This is a genomic window from Pirellulimonas nuda, from assembly GCF_007750855.1.
GTDB classification, from domain to species: Bacteria; Planctomycetota; Planctomycetia; order Pirellulales; family Lacipirellulaceae; genus Pirellulimonas; species Pirellulimonas nuda.
On sequence record NZ_CP036291.1, the window covers coordinates 2,871,911 to 2,894,839 of the forward strand.

At 63.1% G+C, this 22,929-nt stretch carries 13 protein-coding genes; 6 read left to right on the plus strand and 7 right to left on the minus strand.

The genetic code is table 11. The features are described from left to right. Window positions 1–2 precede the first annotated feature (2 nt). From Pla175_RS11445 to Pla175_RS11455, 3 genes are all read left to right on the plus strand, one after another. Entirely contained in the window at window positions 3–1,694 is a 1,692-nt protein-coding gene (locus tag Pla175_RS11445) for a hypothetical protein (protein WP_145284487.1), read from the plus strand. A 276-nt stretch (window positions 1,695–1,970) separates the two neighbouring features. Next, a complete protein-coding gene (locus Pla175_RS11450) occupies window positions 1,971–5,630 on the plus strand; it encodes a chitobiase/beta-hexosaminidase C-terminal domain-containing protein (RefSeq protein ID WP_197527440.1) in 3,660 nt (1,219 codons plus the stop codon). A gap of 1,240 nt (window positions 5,631–6,870) precedes the next feature. Continuing rightward, window positions 6,871–10,821, plus strand: a complete 3,951-nt coding sequence (locus tag Pla175_RS11455; protein ID WP_145284493.1) for an alpha-L-rhamnosidase — start codon at window positions 6,871–6,873, stop codon at window positions 10,819–10,821. A gap of 234 nt (window positions 10,822–11,055) precedes the next feature. Here Pla175_RS11455 and Pla175_RS11460 read toward each other — a convergent pair whose 3' ends face one another. Both Pla175_RS11460 and Pla175_RS11465 read right to left on the minus strand, forming a co-directional pair. Beyond that, window positions 11,056–11,550 (minus strand): IS5 family transposase, encoded by a 495-nt coding sequence (locus Pla175_RS11460; protein ID WP_145284496.1) that lies wholly within the window; start codon window positions 11,548–11,550, stop codon window positions 11,056–11,058. A 546-nt stretch (window positions 11,551–12,096) separates the two neighbouring features. Continuing rightward, window positions 12,097–13,581, minus strand: coding sequence for a sulfatase family protein (locus Pla175_RS11465; RefSeq protein ID WP_197527441.1), 1,485 nt, complete (start codon window positions 13,579–13,581; stop codon window positions 12,097–12,099). A 169-nt stretch (window positions 13,582–13,750) separates the two neighbouring features. Between Pla175_RS11465 and Pla175_RS11470 the strand changes: the two genes are divergently transcribed. The 3 genes from Pla175_RS11470 to Pla175_RS11480 all read left to right on the plus strand — a co-directional run bounded on the left by Pla175_RS11470 (window position 13,751) and on the right by Pla175_RS11480 (window position 18,721). Then, window positions 13,751–14,659, plus strand: coding sequence for an alpha/beta hydrolase (locus tag Pla175_RS11470; protein ID WP_145284502.1), 909 nt, complete (start codon window positions 13,751–13,753; stop codon window positions 14,657–14,659). 65 nt (window positions 14,660–14,724) lie between these two features. Continuing rightward, the gene (locus tag Pla175_RS11475) at window positions 14,725–17,283 is read left to right on the plus strand and encodes a PSD1 and planctomycete cytochrome C domain-containing protein (protein ID WP_197527442.1); all 2,559 of its coding nucleotides are present in this window, start codon (window positions 14,725–14,727) and stop codon (window positions 17,281–17,283) included. Between the two features lie 163 nt (window positions 17,284–17,446). After that, entirely contained in the window at window positions 17,447–18,721 is a 1,275-nt protein-coding gene (locus tag Pla175_RS11480; protein ID WP_449301095.1) for a DUF1501 domain-containing protein, read from the plus strand. 47 nt (window positions 18,722–18,768) lie between these two features. Here the strand turns inward: Pla175_RS11480 and Pla175_RS11485 are convergent, their stop codons facing one another. From Pla175_RS11485 to Pla175_RS11505, 5 genes are all read right to left on the minus strand, one after another. Next, window positions 18,769–19,566, minus strand: a complete 798-nt coding sequence (locus Pla175_RS11485; RefSeq protein ID WP_145292062.1) for an IS5 family transposase — start codon at window positions 19,564–19,566, stop codon at window positions 18,769–18,771. 47 nt (window positions 19,567–19,613) lie between these two features. Continuing rightward, on the minus strand, window positions 19,614–20,339 hold the full coding sequence (locus Pla175_RS26780; RefSeq protein WP_145284511.1) for an ISAs1 family transposase: 726 nt from the start codon (window positions 20,337–20,339) through the stop codon (window positions 19,614–19,616). Between the two features lie 10 nt (window positions 20,340–20,349). After that, the gene (locus tag Pla175_RS26785) at window positions 20,350–20,781 is read right to left on the minus strand and encodes an ISAs1 family transposase (RefSeq protein ID WP_145284514.1); all 432 of its coding nucleotides are present in this window, start codon (window positions 20,779–20,781) and stop codon (window positions 20,350–20,352) included. 85 nt (window positions 20,782–20,866) lie between these two features. Further along, window positions 20,867–22,192, minus strand: a complete 1,326-nt coding sequence (locus Pla175_RS11500) for a transposase (protein ID WP_145284517.1) — start codon at window positions 22,190–22,192, stop codon at window positions 20,867–20,869. Between the two features lie 57 nt (window positions 22,193–22,249). Continuing rightward, complete coding sequence (locus Pla175_RS11505) at window positions 22,250–22,843, minus strand: DDE-type integrase/transposase/recombinase (RefSeq protein ID WP_197527444.1); 594 nt, start codon at window positions 22,841–22,843, stop codon at window positions 22,250–22,252. Between the last annotated feature and the right edge of the window lie 86 nt (window positions 22,844–22,929).

Here is a 22,929-nt window from a genome sequence, read left to right on the forward strand (position 1 = left end):
TAGTGCTGCTCGCCATGGCGATGGCGACCAGTGTCTCCTCTACAGCACTGGCGCAAGAAAACTACAACTGGTTACCCGCCGGCAACGGCGACTGGAAAGAACCACTCAACTGGGACAATGTCAATTTTGGCAACAATGTGCCCGAAGCGAATTTTGACGACGTGGCGGTCATCGGCAATGGCGGTACCGCCCAGGTGACCGACACGCGTCTCGATGTCGGTGGCATCAACGTCAACAGCGGCACGCTTAGCGTCATGGCCTTGGGCAATCTAACTTCTAGGGTTGGCAATGGCGGCCTCTCTTCGGGGAATGTTGCCGTGGGGGGCGGCGGTACGTTGCATGTAGCCGGCGGGGGCGTCTTGAACGTCGGCACCCCAACCGACAGTTCCAACCTGAGCCTCGCTGGAACCTATCGTGTTGAGCTAACCGCTGCTGATCAAAACCCAGTCAACGTCAAAGGGACGGCTACGCTGGGCGGCGGTTTCGTGGCGAACGTCAACGGGGCCACAGTCAATGCCGGGAGCACTTGGGACGTGATCGACGCAACCTCGATCGCTGGCAACTTCGGTTCCGTCACGGCCGAGGGTACGCCGCTGCCGGTTGGGCGGGTTTTTTCGCTCAACCAGATGGCGGGCGGGAACGGCTCGATCTTGCGGCTTGGTGTTGAGCAGCGGCTGGTGCTGACGGTAGATCGCAATCTGAACACCGCGACGATCCGCAATGCAGCCAACGCAGCGGCGCCCATCAATATCGACAGCTACTTGATCCAATCCGCAACCGGTTCGATCAACCCGTCGGGCTGGACGAGCATTGCGGACTCAGATGCTGCTTGGAAGGAGGCGGGCAGCGGGGCGGTGACCAGCAACGCTGTCGCCGAGTTCAACCCGACCGCTTCTCGGGCCTTCGGCGCCGGCCAGCAACAAGGGATCGGCACGATCTTTTCTGCCAACTATTCCGGCATCCCGTTCGGGGATGATTTTTCGGGGCTGCAAGACTACGTGTTCACCTACACCAATGCCGGGCAGACCTCGACGGGCGTGGTGGAGTATGTAGGAGACTTCGCCGAGAACAATATCGTGCTCACGGTCAATCCCGCGACCGGCGCCGCGGCGATGCAAAACGAATCTGGCAGCGGTGTCTCCATCGATTCCTATTCAATCGCCTCAGCGGCCGGCGGCTTGCTGACCAGTTGGAACAGCCTACAAGACCAGGGGGGCCCCGGTGGAACCTGGTTAGAAGCCAACGCGTCCGCCAACCGGCTTTCGGAACTGACGCAAACGGGGGCCACGCGGCTGAATCAGAACGAGGGCTTCAACCTCGGCACGCTCTTCAACACGGCGTCGGCTCAGGACCTGACCTTTCAATTCTTGATCGCCGGCACTACCACGGTGGTAAACGGGATCGTGGAATACGGCGCGCTGCCGACCAACCTGCTGCCTCCGAGCGCGTTTAACCCCGCGGATTACAACCAGGACGGCTTTGTTGACGCGGCCGACTACACGGTGTGGCGGGATGGCGGAAGCCCTGATTCGACCAATGCGGGTTACCTGCTGTGGAAGCAGAATTTTGGGGCTGGGGCCGGCGTGGCGGCTGCCCAGTCATCAGCGTCAGTACCGGAGCCGTGTTCGGCTTGTTTGGGATTGATTGTCCTGTCGCTAGCCTTGCGAGGCAAACGACGCCTGTGTTCGACGTAACGTGCGGTCAAGTGACTGGTCCAAGTGCGGTTCGGCACGCGCAGAACGGGTTTCCGCGCATGCCGGGCCGCTTCTTTTCGTTCGCGGCCATCGCCGACCGGCCGGTTCTCAAGTATGCAAGAGTGTAGGCGCTCCAGGACAATCAATAGAGTCAGGCAGTCGAGGATTCTGTTCTGTCGGGCCGCCGCCGTTAGCAATCGTCATTTTTGCTGCGCCGTCCTCGCTCAGCAGCACGTCGGAGCATCGGCAGGGCCCTACTCAGTAGCAACCGAAATCATGAAAGCATTGACCGGCAGGCAGAGAATCCGAGTCTTCCAGTTCGAGCGGCTGGAGGAGCGCCGGGTCTTGGCGGCAGACCTCGTGATTTCGGAGTTTCTGGCGTCCAACAGCGGCGGTCTGAAGGACGGCGACGGCGATTCGTCCGACTGGGTCGAGGTTCTCAACGCGGGCGATACGGCGGCCGACCTGGGGGGCTACTACCTGACGGACGACAGCACGAACCTCACCAAGTGGGCTTTTCCTGCCGGGACAACGCTTGGCCCCGGCGCCATGCTGATTGTCTTCGCCTCGGACAAGGGCGCCAACGGCCCGGCGGGCGAGCTTCACACCCCTTATAAGCTTAGCGCCGGCGGCGAGTACCTGGGGCTCATCGACCCCGATGGCCAGAGCGTCGTCCACGCCTTCGCGCCCGAGTTTCCATCGCAAGAGACGAACATTTCTTACGGCTTGTCGATGACGAGCAGCGAAGAGCAGGTGCTGGTTGGTTCCACCGCCGCGATGAGCTACTGGGTCCCAACGAGCGGCGTGGTTGATTCGACCTGGACCCAGCTCGCCTTTGATGACAGCGGCTGGGCGGTCGGCACGCCCGGGATCGGCTACGAGAACAACCTCGGCAGCGACAGCAGCTACGATCCGCTGATTAACGCCCCCGTCCCGTCGGGGACGACCACGGCCTACACCCGGTTTTCGTTCAACCTGACAGACCTGAGCCAGATCAGTTCGCTCTCCTTGGAGATGATCTATGACGACGGGTTTGCCGCGTATCTGAACGGCGAACTGGTCGAGTCCGAAAACGCTCCGGCCACCCTCAACTTCCAGTCTTTCGTCAGCTCCAATCTGGAGCGGCCCGACGGCGAGGTCCTCGACGCGTATGTCCGATTCGACCTGTCTGCCTTCACAGACAGGCTGGTAGTGGGCGAGAACGTGCTGGCGATCCACGCCTTGAACCAGGCGAGTAGCTCGGACATGCTGATGATCCCGCGCCTCGTCGCGAGTGGCTCGGCGCTCGTGCGACCCTTGATCGAGGGCTACTTCGCGCAGCCGACCCCCGGCACAGCGAATCCAGAATCGCTGCTGGGAATCGTTGCCGACACCAAGTTCAGCGTCGACCGGGGCTTCTTCGACGCGCCTTTCGTCGTGGAGATTACGACGCAGACTCAGGGCGCCACGATCGTCTACACAACCGATGGTTCGGCGCCCGCGGTGGATAGCAATCTCAACGTCGTCAATGGCGTCCTGTACAACCCGGCGTCACCCGTGACAATTACTGGGACCACCAACTTGCGGGCGGCGGCCTTCAAGCTCGGTCACGCTCCCACCAACGTTGATACGCAAACCTACCTGTTTACCAGCGACATAATCGGTCAGACGTACCAATCGGCGATCGATGCGGGGCTTCCTGCCTCCTGGGGGTCACGCTCCGCGGACTACGGGCTCGACCCCGACGTGATCGGGCCGGGCGACCTTTTTGGTGGAGTCTACGCTTCACAGATAGAAGACAGCCTCAAAGCGATCCCCACGATCTCGCTGACGCTGGACGACGCCGACTTCTTCGGTCCGAACGGCATCTACGCCAACGTGGGGGGCAGAGGAGTCGATTGGGAGCGTGCGACCTCGGCGGAGTTGATCTTCTCGGATGGGAGTGAGGGATTCCAGATCGACGCTGGACTGCGCATCCATGGCGCCGCATCACGCAACCTGTCGAAGAAGAACGCGCTGCGGCTCTTGTTCAAAAGCGAGTACGGCGATACCAAGCTCAATTTCCCGCTATTTGGCGAAACGGGTGTCGATAAGTTTGACACCATTGTGCTGCGGCCTCATTTCAATGACGGCTGGGGTTGGGGTGGCGCCGGCGGCGATCCGTTGTTTATCCGCGACCAGTGGTTCAGGGATACGCAGGCGGCGATGGGCCACGCGTCCGCGCGGGGGAATGTCGTACACCTCTACGTGAACGGGTTGTATTGGGGTCTGTACAATCCCAGCGAACGCCCCGACGTGTCGTTCGCCGCAGAGACGTTCGGTGGCGAGAAGGAGGAGTACGACGCCGTCAATCACAACGGTCTTCATGGTGGGAGCATCGCCGCCTACAACCAGATGATTGACGTCACGACAGACGTCGCGAGGGGGTCCACCCAAGCCACCAAGAACGTCGCCTACCAGCAGCTTCAGGGGAAACTGCCTAACGGCGCCGTGGACCCAAACCAAGAGGTCCTTCTCGAGGTTACGAACTACATCGATTACATGATTCTCAACCACTACGGCGGCAATGATGATTGGCCGAACCGAAACTGGTATGCGAATCGACGCCGCGGCCCGGAGAGCGAGGGCTTTCGGTTTTTTGCTTGGGACAGCGAAATATCGCTCGCTCTGAGCACGCGCACGGACGTGAATGAAAGCTACATCGGAGCCAATACCGGAGCGGCCGAGGCCTACGGAAACCTCGTCTCCAGCGACGAGTTTCGGATCGCGTTTGCGGACCGGGTCCACAAGCACCTTTTCAACGCAGGGGCGCTCTACGTAGATCCCAGCAGCCCTTCCTATGACCCCCAAAATCCGCAGGGCAATGTGCCCGCGAGTCGGTTTGCCGACCTGTCTGAGACGGTGTTCGACGCCATGGTCGCTGAATCGGCTCGCTGGGGCGATCAGCACGTCACGGTCCCCCGCACGAGAGACTTGGAGTGGCAGCAGCAGCTCGACTACATGCTCGGCGTGTACTTCCGGGATCGACACGGCATCGTCCTCGATCAGTGGAGATCGGCGGGGCTCTATCCCGATACCGGCGCGCCCGAGTTTCTTGTCGATAGCGTGCGTCAGCACGGGGGCGAACTCGACTCGGCCGCAGTGGTCACTTTTGAGAATCCGAACGCGGCAGTGCAAGGAACGATCTACTACACCACCGACGGGACCGACCCCCGACTTATCGGGGGGAGCGTGAATTCAGCGAGCGCCAGCGTGTTCGCGGGCGCCGTGCAGCTGCCGGGCGGGGAAACGACCGTCAAGGCTCGGATCCTCCGTGATGGCCAATGGAGCGCATTGACCGACGCCACTTTCTCCGTCCCGCTCGCAGAGAACGCGGACTTTAACGGCGACGGGTTTGTAGACTCGGCGGATTACACGGTGTGGCGTGACAATCTCGGCGTGTCTGGCGGCGCCGGCCTGCAAGGGGACGCCAACTATGACGGGGTTGTTGATTCGGGCGACTATCAGGTGTGGAGGGCCCAGTTCGGATCAGCTGCAGCGGTGGCGTTGCCGGCGTTCGGAAGTCAAGCGGCGCCAGCCAGCGTGTTGGGGGTGACCAGCCCTGTTGGAGACGAGGCCCCGTCGACGCAGGCTTTCGCGGGTCTCTTAGGATTACAGTTGCCGTCGGAGGCGTTGCGGCATGTCAGGAGCAGTCCTGTTCAGGGCCCGCCGCGTCCGATGGAGCGAGAGGCGCTTGATCCGGCGCAGGTGGCGGGTCAGCAGGTTGGATCGGTTGCTTCGAGCGCCGACTCGACGAGTCTGATCGCGTCTATTGATCGGCAGGCGGTTGATGAAGCGATTGCTGCATGGGGCGAAGAATCATTCAATGAGATCTCATCAGACGTTGTAGCGGGAGAGGTTTGGGGAGAATCACGGCTCTCGTACAGCAGAAGAGCCGGCCGGGGCACACGAACGTAGCCCAGGCGGGGCTATTTCGGCGGCGATACGCTCCGAGTCGTGTGGGCCGGCGGAGTGTCCGAGCTGTGCCGTGGTTCGCGGATAGGTTGGGGGAGTCGGATCCCACGCCACAAAGACCGCTGCGTGCTTGGTTTCTGGTTGGTTGGGACTCATTTGGCTAAGTGATTGATGAGTGCATTTTGGATCGCAATCGGTGCTGATATATTTGGGCAGGTTCAGACGCGCCGCTTCCGAGTTGGCGTCGTGCCCGTTGTTGGCCAAGTCTTGCTTCCGCGACCAGAAGAACCGCTCCGCCGCCCGGATTGGCGAGCAGGTGGACCTACGCTCTCGGGAAAACTTCTGACAGGCGTCCGACGGCGACGCATAGCTGCGGGCGCGATGGAGCAGCAGCTCAAGGACGACCGGTCTGCCGCATTTGATCGCGGGCCGCAGCGTTTCCGATGCGAGCGGGTCCGCGGGCGAGTCGCTCAGCGCCCGGTCGGCGACCCTGCGACTGAACAGGTCGAGCGCCACAGCCAGGCAGGCCCATTCTCGCACGGTCGTCAAGGAGTTGATATTGGTGAACCAACTCCGACTGGGGCGCGTGGCGTCGAAGTCGCGGTGAAGCAGATCGAGAGTCATTTCTTTCCGGTGATCGGCCTAGTTGGTGTTTGGCTTAGAGATGGACGACACGCAGTTTTTCTTTCCCGAATCGTGTTTAGAGCGCGCGACCGCCTGGCGGCACGAGCCTTCCGTTGCTTTGGGCTTGGCAGTCTCCTTGGCGACGTTGCCGCTCCCATGTGCTGCGTGCCGGCCTGCGAGGGCGCGGCGCGCGGCGGCTGCGATTGGCGGCGCATGCCCCTGAGCGCGAGGGCTTGGCTCGCGATCGGTTACCGCGTTCTAGCCCGTCATCGGCATGTCGATCACCCCGAAAAGGGCGGCGAAGGACGTATTGGGTACTCCGCTTTGGCAGCGGGCGGACTTCTTCGCACGGCGGACCCGTCGGCACGGGCTTTGCATGCCAGGCCCATCGCCTCGGTCGGCTCACCCCCACCGTCGCCGCGGCCGCCTCGAGCGAGTGCCGTTCCCCTGCACCCAGCCGCATCTTGTCTCGCTTGAACGCCTCCTCGCATGCCCGACATCGCCACCGACCATTCTCGTGTTCGTCCACGACCCGCACCCGCGTTGGGCGCTATTAGCCGGCTCCGCCGCTGTCCGGAAGTCATGGGCTAACGCAGGTTTCGCCTAGCACCAGATCATCATGCAGACCCAATCTCTAGCGTGGCCCTTCGGTTTCTTGTCCTGGCTTCTCTTGTGCCTGACAGCAACGGTAGGAGCTGCCGACGAAACGAAGCCAATGGGGCTGCGGACCGACTTCCGCCAGACGCCGCTTGGCGTGGATCTTCCCGATCCCCGATTATCATGGAGACTCGAAGGCGAGCGGCCGGGGCTCGCCCAATTGGCTTTTCAGATACAGGTCGCGAGCGACCCCAACGGATTCGAGCGGCCGAATTTCTGGGATTCGGGTTGGGTCCAGGACGCGCAGTCCGCCGCTATCCTCTACGAGTGCAAGGCCTTCGCCGCAAAACAGCGAATCTACTGGCGAGTGCGGATCGAGGATGACCGGGGCGAGATTGGACCGTGGTCGGAGCCGACTTGGTTCGAGGCAGGGCTGCTGGAGGACACGGACTGGAATGGGGCCGATTGGATCTCTTGCTCACGCCGGCTTCAGACCGAGTACGGCCCGCCCAACGTAATGGGGGATTGGATCTCTGCTAGAGAAGAGGGAGCGCCGGCGGAGACGATCACCTACAAGTTTGCGTTTCCTCTCCCAGAAAAGCATGTCGTTTACGCCGGCGCCTGGTGGAGCCACGTGGAGCAGGGCGAGATCAACGTGTTGGTCAATGGATTAAAGGGGCTCAACGGCACGGAGGGGCCGCCGACGATCTACTACAAGGACTTCGGATTCTACATGCAGAGGGAGAACGAGGTCCGCATCAGCCTCTCTGGCGCCGATCTTTCGACGCCGGTGTGTTTCGGGATGAGAATCGTCTTCGCCGACGGCAGCGAGAAGATCATCGGGACCTCTGAGCGATGGTCCGTTGTGCACGGCGGTGAAGAAAAGTCGGTCCGCGTGGCCTGCGACTACGGCAAGGAACCTCTGGGCAGGGCAAAGGTCTCGCCACGAGCCCCCTTAGAGGCGGCATGGTACAAGATGGATTTCGAAATAAACAAGAAGGTGGCTTCGGCTCGCCTTTATATCTGTGGCTTGGGTTACAACGAGCCATACTTGAACGGCGTTAAAGTCGGAGACCATGTGCTCGATCCTGGGCAAACAGACTACGAGACCTTCGCTCACTACGCTGTGTTCGACGCCGGAGATCAGATAGAACAAGGCACAAACGCGCTTGCGGTCTTGCTGGGCGACGGGTGGTACAACAATGACCGCTGGTTCTCCAATCCAAGGCGCCTATACGGCAAGCCTGGTCTGCGGGCCTATCTTGATATCCGCTACGAGGACGGAACTTGCGACCAGGTGGTTACAAACCGCCACTGGCACTGGAAGCCTGCGGGGATCACGATGTCTAATCTCTTCCTCGGTGATCATGTCGACTTCCGCAAGTGGCACGCGGAGTGGGAGAGTCCGGGCACGCCCCTTGGCTGGCGGCCCGTCCGGAAGGTCAAGCCTTTGTCGCCCAAGTTGGTCGCACAGGACTTTCCCCCGGTTCGAGTCGTCCGGGAGATCGAGCCGGTGAAGACCTGGCAGGTTGGAGAGAAAACATGGATTGTCGATCTGGGGGAGAATATCAGCGGCTGGGTCGGACTCGATATCGAGGAGCCCGCAGGCACCGAGATCCGGCTGCGTCTCACCGAGATGCTCGACCCTTCCGGCAAGTACTTGGACAACGTCCCGGAATCTTTTTGGAGCTGTCATTCGTCTCCTCAGCACCACTGGATTATCGCTGACGGCAGGCCTCGAACGTGGAGACCGTACTTTAGTTATCACGGCTTCCGCTTCGCGGAGATTCACGGTCTTAGCAAGCCGCCGACTGCCGAGCAGATTAGAGGGATGGTCGTCAACACCGACTGCCCCGTCACTGCTTCGTTCAAGTCGTCGGACCCGCTCCTGGACCGCATCTTCCAGATGGGCGTCCGAGGCCACCTGAGCAACATGCACTCGGTCTTGGAGGATTGCCCGCACCGGGAGAAGTGCTTGTGGGGCGGAGATCTCCATTCTTCGTGGGCGACGGGTTTTCACACGCTGGATTCTGCGAGTTTCTACCGCCAGCAGGTTCGGCTCTTCTACACCCGGCCATTCGACCCCAGAGGAATTCCGGGCCGGGTCGGCGTGGGTAGACGAGCAACGAACAGCACGCTCGATTTCACCTGGTCGGTCTCTCCTCTGTTCATTGCATGGCGCAACTACCGCCAGAATGGCGATCTGCAGACTCCCGAAGAATTCTACGATCTGATGCGATCCTTTCTGAGCTATTTCGAGAAAGAGTCGCCCGATCTGATTCCGGTGATTCACCGTTACGGCGACCACGCGCCACCGATTGGCGTTCCAAGAACTCCGGCCGATAGCCAATTGATCGCTGCCATTAATTACTTCGCCGCAGCCGAGCGATTTTCACAGTTTGCCGAAGCGTTGGGCAGGGACGACGATGTCCGCTGGAGCCGCGAGCTCGCCGGCCGAATCCGAGAGTCGATTGTGAGTAGCTTCTATGACGCCGGTCGCAAGACCTTCGGCAATGGCACGCACGACAGCCTCGCTCTGGCCTTTGGGGTCGTTAAGCCTTCACAGCGCGACGCCGTGGCGGCTTCGTTGGCAAAGGTCTATCAGGAGAACGGCAGGCAATTTGATGGCGGCTTCATGTCCTACGAGATCTACCCTCAGTTGACCGAGTTTGGCAATGTTGATCTCGCGTTGGAGATGTTGCGGAATCCGGCCTATCCGGGCATCGCCCAGAGCATCCGCGACTACGACGCGACAACCATCTTCGAGAGGTTTCGAAACGACTCGCGCCGGGCCCAGGTGCGCCATTCGCTGAACCACCACGCGGCGAACCACCCGACGGCGTGGATGCTGAACTATCTTGCTGGGATCCGCTGCCACCCGGAGGAGCCTGGGTTTCGTCGTTTGCTCCTGCAGCCCTTTATTCCAAAGGATTTGGAGTGGGTAAAAGCAGAGATGGAGACCCCCTACGGCGTGGTGAAGAGCAGTTGGAAGCAAGAGACAGGACGGCTGAGTTGGCGATTCGTCATTCCACCAAGTTCCGTGGCGGAGCTGCGGCCGCCGAGAGGGATCAAAGTCATCCAGTTGGACGGTCGCAAGACGCAGGTTGTCGATGGCAAGCTGGATTTGCCCTCCGGAACCTATCAAGCCCAATGGAAGCAAGAGCCTATGCTGCAAGAGGAGGAGGCGGCGTCGTGGAACTCTCGCCTTCGTCCTCCTGCAGGACGCCTGGCTATCGTCGTCGACGGAAACTCACCCGATCCAGATGATATCGGCGCCACGGCGGTGATGTTCGGCCTTCTCAACAGGTCGGGCCTGAACAGTCGGTTGGTGCATCTCTCCCATTCGTGTGATCTGCGGCCTACGGAGCGGATTTCGGGGAAGGACGAGCGACGACGGCAGAAGGTCCTGGACGAAGTCTGCGAACAGGGGCTGCTTCATTTCGGCCCCTTTGAGCGGCTGAAGTGCTGCTTCAATTGCCGGAAAGAGCGGGAAGCTGCGGTAGCCGATCTGCGTGACGCCATTAATGCGTCGTCCCCGGATAGTCCACTTTGGATTATTGAAGCGGGAGAGCCCGACGTGATTGGTTTCGCTCTTCAAAGGGCGGATCCGTCGAAATCCCGGTACGTTCACATTGTCTCGCATCATCCCGCTAACGATGACAGCGGTGACTTCTTTGAGTGGCCGGAGATTCTTGCCTTTGGGATTGAGGAACATCAGATAGGGGATCAGAATACGCTATTGCAAACGACGAAGACGCCTTGGGATTGGGCAAGAAAGCAACCGGACCCTGGGATTGCCTGGATCTGGGATCGCTTGCATTACGCTGAGCAGGACGGAGTGGTGGAGTTCCAGAAAAACAAGTTCGATTGCTCCGATGCCGGGATGCTGTATTGGTGGATCACGGGAGCTCAGTCGGGAGGAGAGAAGAAGGCCACGCCAGATGACTTCAAGCAACTTCTGATAAGGAAGTAGTCTCCGCCGCTTTCTATACTGATCCCGTCTCAGGGCTGAGCCCCAACTACGGCAATTGTCTGGGCAAAGGCGTCATCGGGGATCGGTTCTAATCCGACTCGGGTATACTGGGCCCTGCTGCGGCTTCACCCAGGGGAGGCTGCCGGCCGCTCTTGCGTAGTGCCGGCCGGCCGACGGCTTTGCGCGACGCAAGCGCCGCCGCTGACGGTGCTCAACAATCCGTTCGGAGGCCGCTTAGAGCTTTCCCAGAACACCGGCGGCGCCGAGCGTGCTGTAGGCGAAAGAGAGTTGTAGCATGGCGAGGTAGTTGTTAGACTTTTTCTCCCAGCGGACGAGCAGCCGTCGGAAGCGGTTGGTCCAGGAGTGGGTCCGCTCGACGACCCACCACCTTGCCTTGAACCGCTTGCTCTTCTTTCGCTGCGATGTTTCCTGGCCACGCGACTTCACATGCGGCCGGAAGTTACGCCGCTTCAAGAACCGGCGGACGTCCTGCGAGTCGTACCCCTTGTCGAGGCAGACGTGCTGATGCCGATGACGAGTCGGCTGCGGTCGTGAGATGGGGACGCTGTCGAGCGTCGCCTTGAGGAGCTTGATGTCGTGCGTGTTGGCCCCGCTCACCGCGACGCCCAAAGGTAAGCGCCCACCAGCACCATGAGCTTGGCAGCGTGCCGCCACTATCCGCAGCTTCTCTGAGGCCGTCCAACGACGACGCTTCGCCTTCTCGCTCATCGTCTCCTCCTTCCTGGAATTAGCCCAGGAGTCTACCAAGGAAAGAGGGGGATGCTAACTTGACGATAGTCCCTCTTGGGGAGATGCACTACAATAACCGGATCGATGGTGCGCCGAAGCGCGAAGGCGGCCGGTCTGCTCGGGGGCCGCCAGCAACTGACGTGCAACGGCGCCACGACTAATCCCCAGCTCCCGAGCGATCCGCCGCTGCGACCAGCCTTGCAACTGTAACGTCCTAATGGACAACACTTTAGCCACCTTCAATCGGTTCGCCATGCGATCAGTTCCATTGCTCAGACGAAAGCAATGCAGCCTACGCGGCAAACCGCCTTAGTGGCCCTGTTTCAAGCGCCTGTCGCTGGTACTGTTTGAGCGCCCCGTGACAGCTCCGGTTAGGGCCCCCAGCGGGAGCTTCGCCCGGCAGCGAGAACAGCCGGAGCAGCCGGTGTGCGTGAAGACCCTCCAACATCAGCGCGTACGGAAACCCAGCCTATCCCGGCGGCCGGCTCCGCGGCTCACCCGCCGTGCTGCTTGGCCGCGTGGCCTTCAATGAGCGTCGCATCGTGTGCGGAGCTGTTCTAGCTGGCTTGCGTGGCGAGGGACCTCAGCAAGGTTCTTCAGCTCCAGGGGGTCGTGTTCGAGGTCGAAGAGCTGCTCGTAGACGGGGTCGGTCTCTGGGTAGCGGATGTACTTCCATCGCTGCGTTCGGACGCCCTCGGTGACCGCGATGGACAGGCGTGGCGGGTCCGGGGTATAGACGTGCCGGTAGTAGAAGTCCTCGCGCAGCGGGGCCTCGGGTTCGCGCAACACGGGCGTCAGATCGCGGCCTTGCATCGACGCCGGCGGGGCAATGCCGGCAAGCGAAAGCATCGTCGGCGCCAAGTCGATGCTGAGCGCCATCTGATCGCGGGGCTGTGTGGCGTTCTTGGACGGGTTCCTGGGATCAAGAATGATCAGCGGGACCCGGATAGAGTTCTCGTACATCAGCCACTTCCCCGTCAGGCCATGGTCGCCCAGCAAGCTGCCGTGATCGGAAGAGAAGATGACGATCGTGTTTTGGTCCAGCTTGAGACGTTTGAGCGCAGCCAGGATTTCTCCGACGGCTGTGTCGGCGCGCGTGACCGTGCGGTAAAACGTCCGCAGCTCTTGCTGGTAGCGCTGCGGGTGGTTCAGGTACCCGCGGCTGTTGTCTGCGTTGAGCGACGTCTTGATGAATTCGGGCTGGTTCTCAAAGGCTTCCGGGTTGAACGTGGGCGAAGGGGGAAGCTCCACGTTCTCGTACGGGTTGGGGGCCGCGGGATCGAAATAGTTGAACGGGCCATGCGGTTCCTTGAAGGCGACCGTCAAACAGAACGGCTGCTCCGCCGGATTGGATTGCAGGAACGCGATTGCTTTCTCCGTCATGACCTCCGTTAGGTAGCGCGGCTCGCCATCCACCTTCTGAAGGAAACGGATGCTCTGAGGGAAACCGTACCAGGCGTCGAACCGGTCGGCGGGGAGGGAAAGCGGCTTCGTGTTCCCCGACGGGTTTCCGATCGCGTACTTGCCCAGGTAGCCCGTACGGTAGCCCGCCTCTCGCAGCAAGGCAGGGTAGGTCTGATCAAAGGCTTCTGCGCTCAGTGGCTGCTTGAAGTCCTCGATGCCGTGGCGGTCCATCGTCTGACCGGTCAAGATGCAAGCGCGATTGCTGCAGCAAATCGCCGTCGTCACAAAGGCGTTGTTGAACAGCGTGCCTCGTCGCGCAAGGGCGTCCAGATGCGGCGTTTGGATGGCGTCGTTGCCCATCGCGCCCAAGCAGTTCTGCGGCTGGTCGTCGGTGAACATGAACAGAATGTTCGGGCGGACGTTTTCGTTTGGCGGGCTGGGTTTGTCTGCAAGGCCCTGCTTGACTGCGAGGCCGGGTTCGTCCGCGAGGCCGGGTTCGCCTGCGAGGCTGGGCTTGTCGACCCAGCCGAGGAGCAAGCCGACGGCGAGAAGCAACGCCTTCCCAAGCACGCACGTGAACGCGGCGGGTTGAGCCGGATGGGTCATCGTAATTCTTTCCGAAGGTACGGAAATTGCGTGCGTTGGGCACAAATCGGTATGAATCGTCAAGACGACTATTGTAGACTGTGGCCAGCGACGCGGCCGTCGCGGGTGTCGCGGCCTTCGGGAGTGTCGTTGGGAGTGTCGTTGACGCCTGCTACGAGGAGTTGTGCTGATGGTCTCCCAGCATACTACCCGCTCCATCGTGATCTGGCTTTCGCTCGCGAGCGTCGCCACACGCGCTGTTGCGGTTGAGCCCACCGCCAAGGAATCCCCGGGCGCCTTTGGCGCCGCACGCGTGATCGCGCTGTACGACGGCGCCGCGCCGGGTTCTGAAGGCTGGGACTACGAGGAGAAAATCGTCCAAGGGCGGAGTGGCCCTCAGGTCCGCAACGTCGTGCGGCCGACCCTGCTGTACTTTCCCGCAGCCAAGCCAGTGGGCGCCGCCATGCCAGCGGGCGCCGCCATGATCGTCGCTCCCGGCGGGGGCAATCGGACGCTGATGATGGGTTACGAGGGAGTCGATATCGCCAAGCGACTCAACGCGTCGGGCATCGACGCGTTCGTCTTGAAGTACCGGCTCAAACAGACCGGCGACGGTGCGGATAGCGCCGAGCCCGCCGCCCTCGGCCCACAAGCCGGTCAGGACGTCCGGGCGTTGTCTGCAGAGGATGGACGCAGGGCGGTAGAGCTGGTCCGGTCACGTGCCGAGGAGTTTCGCCTCCGGCCCAACCGGATAGGAATGATCGGGTTTTCGGCGGGGGGTGGGCCCGTGCGAGGCGCGATGTCCGGCGACGCGGGCGCTCGGCCAGACATCGCGGCGTTGATCTACGGCGCCGGCCGATCTGGCGAGAAGGCAACGGCGCCGGACCACGCGCCCCCCTTGTTCTTGGCGGTGGCTGCCGACGATCCCAACGTCGAGGCGTCCATCGCAACGTTCATGGCGTGGCGAGCCGCGGACGCGCCGTGCGAGCTGCACGTGTTTCAGATGGGCGCCCACGGGTTCGTCGACCAGGGGGGTGGCGCCGATCACTTCATGGATCGATTGGTAGAGTGGATCCAGGTTAACGGTTGGCGCCCATGAATGTGCTCGTCCGAAGACTCTGTCTTGCGATTCTCCCGGCGGCGGTCGCGTCGACCGCGACGCGCTTGCCAGCCCAGCAAGCTACAGCCCAGCAAGCTACAGCCCAGCAAGTCACGGCCGAGCCAATCACGACCGAGCCAATCACGACCGAGGACACCGACGCGAAGGCGATCGCGTACTTCGAGAAGCACGTCCGTCCGGTGTTGGCCTCGCGGTGCTACTCCTGCCACTCGGCGCGCTCGGGCAACAGCGAAGGTGGTTTGGTGCTGGACCGCCGCCACGGCTGGGTGCAAGGGGGCGATCGAGGGACGGCCGTTGTTCCGGGCGACGCCGACGCGAGTCTGTTGATACGCGCTATCCGGTATTCCGATCCGGCTCTTCAGATGCCGCCGGACAAGGCGTTGCCCGATTCGACGATTGCGAGACTCGAGCGATGGGTCGAGGCGGGTGCGGTCGATCCTCGTGACGCGGCAGACGCGTCGCCAGAGCCCGGCTTTGTGGCGTCCGATCCCGTCTCCGGGCGCCAGCACTGGGCGTACCGTCCGCTGCAACAGGGTCCGCATGCCGCAGAACCACTGCTGCGTGAACGATCCAGCAGCCGGTGGGCTCGCTCGCCGATTGACGCGATGGTCCTCGCCCGGTTGCAGGCGGCTGGCTTACGGCCCGCCCCGGATGCAGACCGCAGCACGCTGGCCCGCCGGGTCTACATCCAGTTGGCGGGATTGCCGCCAAGCCCGGCCGAGCTAGCGAAGTTCTTGTCGGACCAGCAGCCCGGCGCGGTGGAGCGGATGGTCGACCGTTTGTTGGAGTCGCCCCGGTTCGGTCAGCGGTGGGGCCGACACTGGCTCGACTTGGCGCGGTACGCCGACTCCAACGGGCTGGACGAAAACTTCTTGTTCCGCGAAGCGTGGCGCTACCGCAACCAAGTCATCGACGCGTTCAATGCAGACGTCCCGCTGGACCAGTTTATCCGCGAGCAGATCGCCGGCGACCTGCTCCCCTACGACTCCGTCGCTCAAAGGGATCGGCAACGCATCGCCGCGGGGTTTCTTGTGATCGGACCCAAGGTTCTGCTCATCAACGAAACAGAACGGATGCAGCAGCGGATGGACGTGGCGGATGAGTTGATCGATACGATTGGCAAGGCGATCCTGGGCCAGACGCTTGGCTGTGCGCGGTGCCACGACCACAAGTTTGATCCGATCCCGACCAGCGACTACTACGCGTTGGCCGGGATCCTGGCGTCGACACAGGTCGTCGAAGAACGCCAGATGCTCAATCAAACGCGTGTGATGGAACGCCTGGTGGGGATCGGCGTCGACGGCGGCCAACGCGACGACGCGTACGAACGGTACTGGATCGACCGCAAGAAGAGTTCGGGACGCCAGGAGCGTGTCCGGCGTTCCCTCGCGTTGCTGAAGGGGGGCGACACGTTGGGGCTTCAGCAGTTGCATGAAGAACAGCCGGCCGACGTCGACCCGATCGCCCTGGACGGTTGCCGCCCGTTCGGCGAACGCATCGCGGCCCAGCAGGCGATCTTGAAGAAGCTGAAGGATTTTCAGGCGAACCCGCCCCCCATCCCTCCCCGCGCGATGATTCCCTGCGATGTGGATCAACCGGCGGACGAGGCGATCCGCTTGGCCGGGCAGGTGGACCGCCCCGGGGCCCTCGTGCCGCGCGGATTCCTCAGCGTCTTGACCGATCGTGACGCCCAGATCCCAGAAGATGCGAGTGGCCGCTTGGAGCTCGCGGATTGGCTGACCGACACCAACGGAGGCGCCGGGCATCTGACCGCTCGCGTTTTCGCCAACCGGGTTTGGCGCCACTTGATCGGTTGCGGGATTGTGCGGACCGTCGACAATTTCGGACGGACCGGAGAACCGCCCAGCCATCCCGAGTTGCTCGACTACCTGGCCGCCGAGTTGATTGAATCGGGCTGGTCGACCAAGGCGCTGGTCCGGACGATCGTCCTTAGCCGCACGTTCGCCATGAGCAGCCAGCACGACGCGCTGGGGCATTCGATCGACCCCGACAACCGCTTGCTGTGGCGAGCCCACCGCCGCCGCATGGACCCCGAGACCTTTCGCGACGCGATGCTGTTGGCGTCGGGCTCGCTGGACTTAGAGCCGGTCGGCTCGACCGTCGATTACCTCGGCGATCAAGCAACGTCGGTCGGCGCGAACAAGGTGCGGCGTCGCACCGACTTTGCCTGCCGAAGCGTCTACCTGCCCGTCATCCGCAACGACCTCCCCGAGCTGTTCGACGCCTTCGATTTCACGGACCCTCAAGCAACGACGGGCATGCGTCCGGACACGATGGTGGGCGCGCAGGGGCTGTTCGTGCTCAACGACGCATCCGTGTTGGCCGCATCCGATGCGGTCGCGGAGCGGCTGATGGCCGCCGTCGGCCCGGGCAGCGGATCCGATCTCCGGCGTGTGGACCAGATGTATCAATGGATCGTCGGCGAGCCGGCGCAGGCCGCCGAGGCGGATGAGGCGCTGGCCTTCATCCGACACACGGAGTCCCGGCTTCAGGACCAGGAGGACGCGGGGCGCCGGTTGCGCGCCTGGTCGGTCGCTTGTCAAGCGCTATTCGCATCGAGCCGCTTTCAGATCATCGAGTAAGCCAGGTTGAGACGCCATGCCACGCTGCAATCAGTTCGTTCCAACGTGCAGCCGCCGTGATCTATTGCGCGCGAGCGCCTGCGGCTTCGGGCAGGTGGCCCTGGCCGCGATGGCAGGCCGCTCGCTGGCCGGACCGAAGGTCGGCCCGACGCCTGGGCCCAAGATGCCGCCCCGCGCAAAGCGGGTGCTGTTCTTGTTCATGTGGGGCGGGCCCAGCCACGTCGACTTCTTTGATCCCAAGCCGCAGCTCAACAAGCGTTCGGGTCAGCCGCTCCACGCGTCGTCCGTCGGCGAGGCGACGGTCGGCGGTCCAGACCGTGAGCTGGGGAGGTTGCTCGGCTCCCCGTTCCGGTTCGCTCAACAGGGAGAGAGCGGCGTCTGGATGAATGCGTTGTTCCCGAACCTGGCCCAGCACGCGGACAAGATGTGCGTTATCCGATCGATGCATACCGAGGGGAACGCGCACGGCGAAGCCCTGCTGCGGCTGCACACCGGGCAGGCCAACCTGGTGCGACCGAGCGTCGGTGCTTGGGTGAGCTATGGCCTAGGGAGCGCGAACGAGAACCTGCCGGCGTTCGTCACGATCTCACCGCCGCGCGGCCACGGCGGCGCCCAGAACTACGGCAGCTCATTCCTGCCCGCCGTCCATCAGGGGACGGCGATCGGGTCGGCCGAGACGCCCATCACGCGGGCGAAGATCTCCAACCTCAAGAACCCGAGTCTCAGCCCGGAGCTGCAGCGGTCCCAGCTGGACTTGATTCAGTCGATCAACGCGCGGCACCTGCGACGCGTGGGCGTCGACCAACGCATCGAAGGGCTGATCGACAACTACGAGTTGGCGTTCCGGATGCAGTCGACCATCCCGGGCGTGATGGACCTCAGCGGAGAAACGAAAGCGACCCTCGACCTGTACGGTATTGATGCCAGGCCCACCGACAATTTTGGCCGGCAATGCCTGCTGGCGAGAAAGTTTGCGGAGAACGGCGTGCGTTACATTCAGGTTTCGACCGACTACACCTGGGATCACCACAAGCAGGTGGAGCAAGGGAGCATCGCCGAGGCCTCCAAGGTCGATCGCCCGATCGCGGGACTGCTGGCGGACCTCGCGCAACGCGGGCTGCTAGAAGACACCTTGGTGCTTTGGGGTGCGGAATTTGGGCGGACGCCGACGGCGGAGAACGGCGATGGACGCAACCACCACCCCAAGGCCTTCACGATGTGGATGGCCGGCGGGGGCTGCAAGCCCGGTTTGACCTACGGGGCGACCGACGACTTTGGTTACGCGCCGATCGAGAACCCCGTGCACATGCATGACCTGCATGCGACGCTGCTGCACATGCTGGGGCTCGACCACGAAAAGCTCACCTACCGCCATGCCGGTCGCGACTTCCGGCTAACCGACGTCTACGGCAACGTCGTGCACGACATTCTTTCCTGATGGGCGTGACGGCGGCCTCGAAGGCGCGCGGTCAAGGGTAAGAAGTCCTAACTGGAATCCCTTCTCAGCACGTTCCAGCAGACGAGACATTTTCCGAGATTGAGGAAGCCTTCGTGGATGTCGGCCCGTCGGTCGAAGCGGATCCTGAGGCGTTTGAAGTGATGCAGCCAAGCGATCGTCCTTGCAACGACCCAGCGGTAGAAGCCCCGTCCGCCGCCATGCTCGTCGCCACGGTGGGCGATGTCGGGCGCGATCCCGAGCCGCTCCAGCAGCAACCGGTTGGCGTCATCGTCGTAGGCCCGGTCGGCGAACGCAACGTCGGGCCGCGACCGCGGATGCCCTACCTTGCCGCGGACCGGAGGGATCTCCGCGATCAGCGCGGCCGTGGGCTTGCCGTCGTGCGAGTTGGCGGCCAAAAGCTCGGTCTGCAGCGGCACGCCATTGCCATCGGTGGCGAGGTGGTGCTTACTGCCGGGCTTCCGGCGGTCGGTAGGGTTGGGGCCGGTCTCTTCGCCACCCCCCCACAGCGCGAACCGTGCCGCTATCGACCCCACACGCGACCAGTCGGTCTCTTCGGAGGCGCTAAGCTCGGCCAGCAGCAGCTCGTGGAGGCGGTGCCACACGCCGGCTTCTTGCCAGTCGCGGGCCCGCCGCCGCCAGGTCATGCCGCTGCCGCAGCCCATCTCCTGCGGGAGCATCTCCCAAGGGATGCCCCTCTTGAGCACGAACACGATGCCGGTAAGCGCGGAACGGTCGTCCACCGGCGGCCGACCCCCTTGGGGTCGCTCGGAGATCAGCGGCTCGATCTTCGTCCACAACTCGTCACGAACCAACGGTCCGGCCATCATGCGCCTCCAAGAGAGAGAGAAGGGGGATCCAGGGCAACCGCACGTTAACCCGTTAACCCGGCGATCTTTGCGAGCTCGTCGCGATTCCACGCGGCCCGTTTTCGCTTTTTCCTGATGCTTCCGGGCGAAGTGTCCTGTTTGATGACGCTTACCGCCAGCCGTCGCAGGAGGGCGAAGTTCTCGGGACCGTGATCCTTGCGGATGCGGCTCTGGTCTTCTCCAAACGTCACGTCCAGCACCCAGTGCAGCGAGTCCTCGCCCCGCTCCTGGATAGGTGGCCAGTGGCCGCGGACCGCCGAGGCGAACTTCTTTACCTCCGGAGGTAAGCTGCTGATGTAGTACCGCACCTCGGAGGTCTGCTTTCCGTCACGCTCGGTGATCGAGATCGCTTGGCCGATCGTCGCTAAGCCCGTCCAGTCTTTCACGAAGGGACGCAGCGACTCGGGCAGGGGCGCGTGGTAGTAGTAACGCTCCTCGACCCGGCCGCGCCCCTTCTCGCTCGTCTTGCGGCGGCGGCAGTCTCCCGCCTGGAAGTCTTCCTCGTGCCACCCATCGAAACACCCCCGCAACGCCTCGACGAGCTTCAGCTGGTTCTCCTTCACCGCCAACACGTAGTCGCCCCCCGAGGCGATGATCTCGCGGGCGATCTCTTTCTGGCAGCCCATCGCGTCGATGGTCACCACGGCGCCTTTCAAGTCCAGCAGCTTCAGCAGCTCGGGGATCGCCGTGATCTCGTTCGACTTCTCCCCGCACGCTTGCTGGCCGAGCATCAGGTGGTTCTCAACGCTCCACGCGCACACCGAGTGCAGCGCCCCCTTTCATCGTCGTCCGACCGCCGCCGTGGCCCCGTCGATCAAAGCTTCGGCGCAACGTCCTTCCGTCGATCGCCACGAGCTTCAGTCCCATCCCCGCGTGCAGCGACTCAACCCAGCGGCCAAAGCCCTCCTTGAACGCCTTCAGCTTGAGCAGGCGGAACACCCGGCTGATGGTGTCGTGCGACGGCGCGCCCCCCGGGAGCCACAGGAAACGCCTCAGCCACGCCTGCTGCTGCTTGCCAAACTCCTCGATGTCCTCCCACCCCTCGGCGCCGGCGATCACCACCAGCACCGTGAGCACGAGGATGTCCGACAGGCTGTGGACCCGAGCCTTCTCGCTCCGCGGGTCGGCCACTTCGAAAAAGCACTCCAACATGGACACCGTCCGCGCCGCCATCGAACCACCTCCGTGAAGCCCAGGGACTCCGTCCACGGAAATCTTTCGATGCTAGCCTTCCCCAAGGCAAGCACACCGGAAACAATCACGCCGTGTAGGGATCATGCGTTTGCCCTGGGGCCGTGCGTGGCTTCTTGGGTGCGCGTGGGTGTTTTTGGTAGCGGCGGAGGTGGAGGTTCTGAGCGAAGCGTTTCAGCTCGACCGCCAAAGCCGGCGGCGGGAGGTCTGCGAAGCGGTCCCACGCCGCCCCTTCCACGGCGATCTCCATCCCCTCCCACACCGTGGCGACTTCATTGGCCAGGTAGTAGGTCGAGACCTGCTCGGCCTTCTCGACGCCGTACGCGGCCGCCGTCGCGGCCCGAACCACCCCCAGCGTGTTGTAGGTCACCACCGCGAGTGCGAAGCCCAACAGCGCCGCCTTCGGGTAGGCCAGCGTGTCGATCTCGCCCCGTAACGCCAGGGTCATTTCTCCAAACGCGGCCTCGATGCTCCAGCGCGTGTGGTACAGCTCCGCGACCGCCGCCGCAGCGACCTCGGCGGGGAGGTTGGTGAGGATCGCTATTTCTTTGTCTCCCGACGCATTGGACCTATCGAGCCTCACTACCACGCGCCGCAGCGTCATCTGCCCGCCGTGACCGTCGGAGAGCGTCGCCGGCTGCTGGAGCACCTCGCCCGTCTCGCAGCGGCCCTGCTTGAGCAGCCTCCCCGCCCCCTCGATCGGGAGCTGGCCGTGCTGCCGCACTACGAAATACGCACGCTCCAGTTCGGTCTGAAACAGCCACATCCGGGTGGCGAAGTTGCGGTCACAGACCCACACCTGCCCCGGCCGCAGCACATCGACCAACTCGGCCAGGACGGCCCGCTCCTGGTCGTGCGCGTCCTCCCACGGCAGCACGTCTTCGATCAGCTTCTTCTGCGGGTCGAGCACCACCAACGCCTGACCCGGCAGAGGCCCGCCGCGCACGCCGCGTGTCTCTTTCAAACGGTGCTCGCTCGCCGCCAGATGGAAGCCGTCGAGGATGCGGACCTCGTACCCCGGCAGCGGCGCGGGGGCGTCCGGCACGAGCTCGGCGACCACCGCCCCCATCCGCGCCGCGGTGCGACACACCAGCTCCCGCGTCACGCAGGTCTCGATCCCGGCGAGCTTCTGGTAGAGCGCAGCGATCGACACGCCCAGCTCTGCACGCCGCTGCTGGTAGGCCGCGTGCAGCGACGGCTGCGCCTTGGTCACCACCAGGTGCAGCAAGCCCACCACCTGCGAGAACAGCAGCGGCCCCTCGACCTGCCGCTCGGCCGATTCGCGGAAGATCGCGTCGAGCTCCTTGTCCGACAGCACATTGGCCAACAGCGCCCGCACCATCACCGCCGCGGGCGCCTGCTTCGCAAAACGCTCCAGCACCGCATCGATCATCGCAACTCCCTCCGTGAGGACCCTAAGCTCACAGAATACCGCCCGGAACCGTTAGAATCAGCCGGTCGGGCGAGACGGTGCTAGCTTGAAAGGGATGGCCTCGGGGAACGCCTCTCTTGCGCGTTGCAGCGTGACCTCGACATCGGCCTCAGTCATGCTCTCCCTCAGCTCCCAATGCACCAAGTAGCGGCTGGCGCCGTCGAGCACGCTGATCAGGTAGTAGAACGTCCCGCAGACGTTCACGTAGCTGATGTCGCAGTGCCAATGCTCGTGGGGCGCTAAAGGCTGCCCGAACCCCGTCCCCTTGCCGCTCGCGGGGCGGTTCCACCGCTCGAAGCAGCCGTGCGCCCTGAGCACGCGGTAGACCGTCGCCGGGCTCACCGCCACGACGTCTTGATCCATCATCAGGTAGGTCAAGCGGCGGTACCCTTCCAGTCCGCCACAGGCGGACTCGGCGTGGAACGCTAGGATCGCGTCCTTCTCCCACGCCTGGAGCCAGTGGTCGCGCGGCACGAGCGCGTTGTGCTCGTTCGCCCTGCCGTACCGCTGCTTCCAGTCGTAGAACTTGCTCGTGCCCAGGCCGATCCAGCGGACCAACTGCTTGGCGGGCAGCTCGGTCCGCGTGCTCCACTTCTGGACGTAATCGAGCACCTCGTCACGCGTGTCGTGAGGAACCCAGCGTCCCTGTCATCCGCCGCGGCGGACCCATTGGCTTTTTTTGCCTTGACGTTCTCCTC

What these genes read in the sequence shown, in the direction of transcription:
- Pla175_RS11470 (WP_145284502.1), top strand. Translation starts at nt 13,751, where the DNA reads ATGGTCTCCCAGCATACTACCCGCTCCATCGTGATCTGGCTTTCGCTC.
- Pla175_RS11465 (WP_197527441.1), bottom strand. Translation starts at nt 13,581, where the DNA reads ATGACCCATCCGGCTCAACCCGCCGCGTTCACGTGCGTGCTTGGGAAG.
- Pla175_RS11460 (WP_145284496.1), bottom strand. Translation starts at nt 11,550, where the DNA reads ATGAGCGAGAAGGCGAAGCGTCGTCGTTGGACGGCCTCAGAGAAGCTG.
- Pla175_RS11485 (WP_145292062.1), bottom strand. Translation starts at nt 19,566, where the DNA reads ATGGCCGGACCGTTGGTTCGTGACGAGTTGTGGACGAAGATCGAGCCG.
- Pla175_RS11480 (WP_449301095.1), top strand. Translation starts at nt 17,447, where the DNA reads ATGCCGCCCCGCGCAAAGCGGGTGCTGTTCTTGTTCATGTGGGGCGGG.
- Pla175_RS11455 (WP_145284493.1), top strand. Translation starts at nt 6,871, where the DNA reads ATGCAGACCCAATCTCTAGCGTGGCCCTTCGGTTTCTTGTCCTGGCTT.
- Pla175_RS26780 (WP_145284511.1), bottom strand. Translation starts at nt 20,339, where the DNA reads ATGCTCGGCCAGCAAGCGTGCGGGGAGAAGTCGAACGAGATCACGGCG.
- Pla175_RS26785 (WP_145284514.1), bottom strand. Translation starts at nt 20,781, where the DNA reads ATGGCGGCGCGGACGGTGTCCATGTTGGAGTGCTTTTTCGAAGTGGCC.
- Pla175_RS11500 (WP_145284517.1), bottom strand. Translation starts at nt 22,192, where the DNA reads ATGATCGATGCGGTGCTGGAGCGTTTTGCGAAGCAGGCGCCCGCGGCG.
- Pla175_RS11450 (WP_197527440.1), top strand. Translation starts at nt 1,971, where the DNA reads ATGAAAGCATTGACCGGCAGGCAGAGAATCCGAGTCTTCCAGTTCGAG.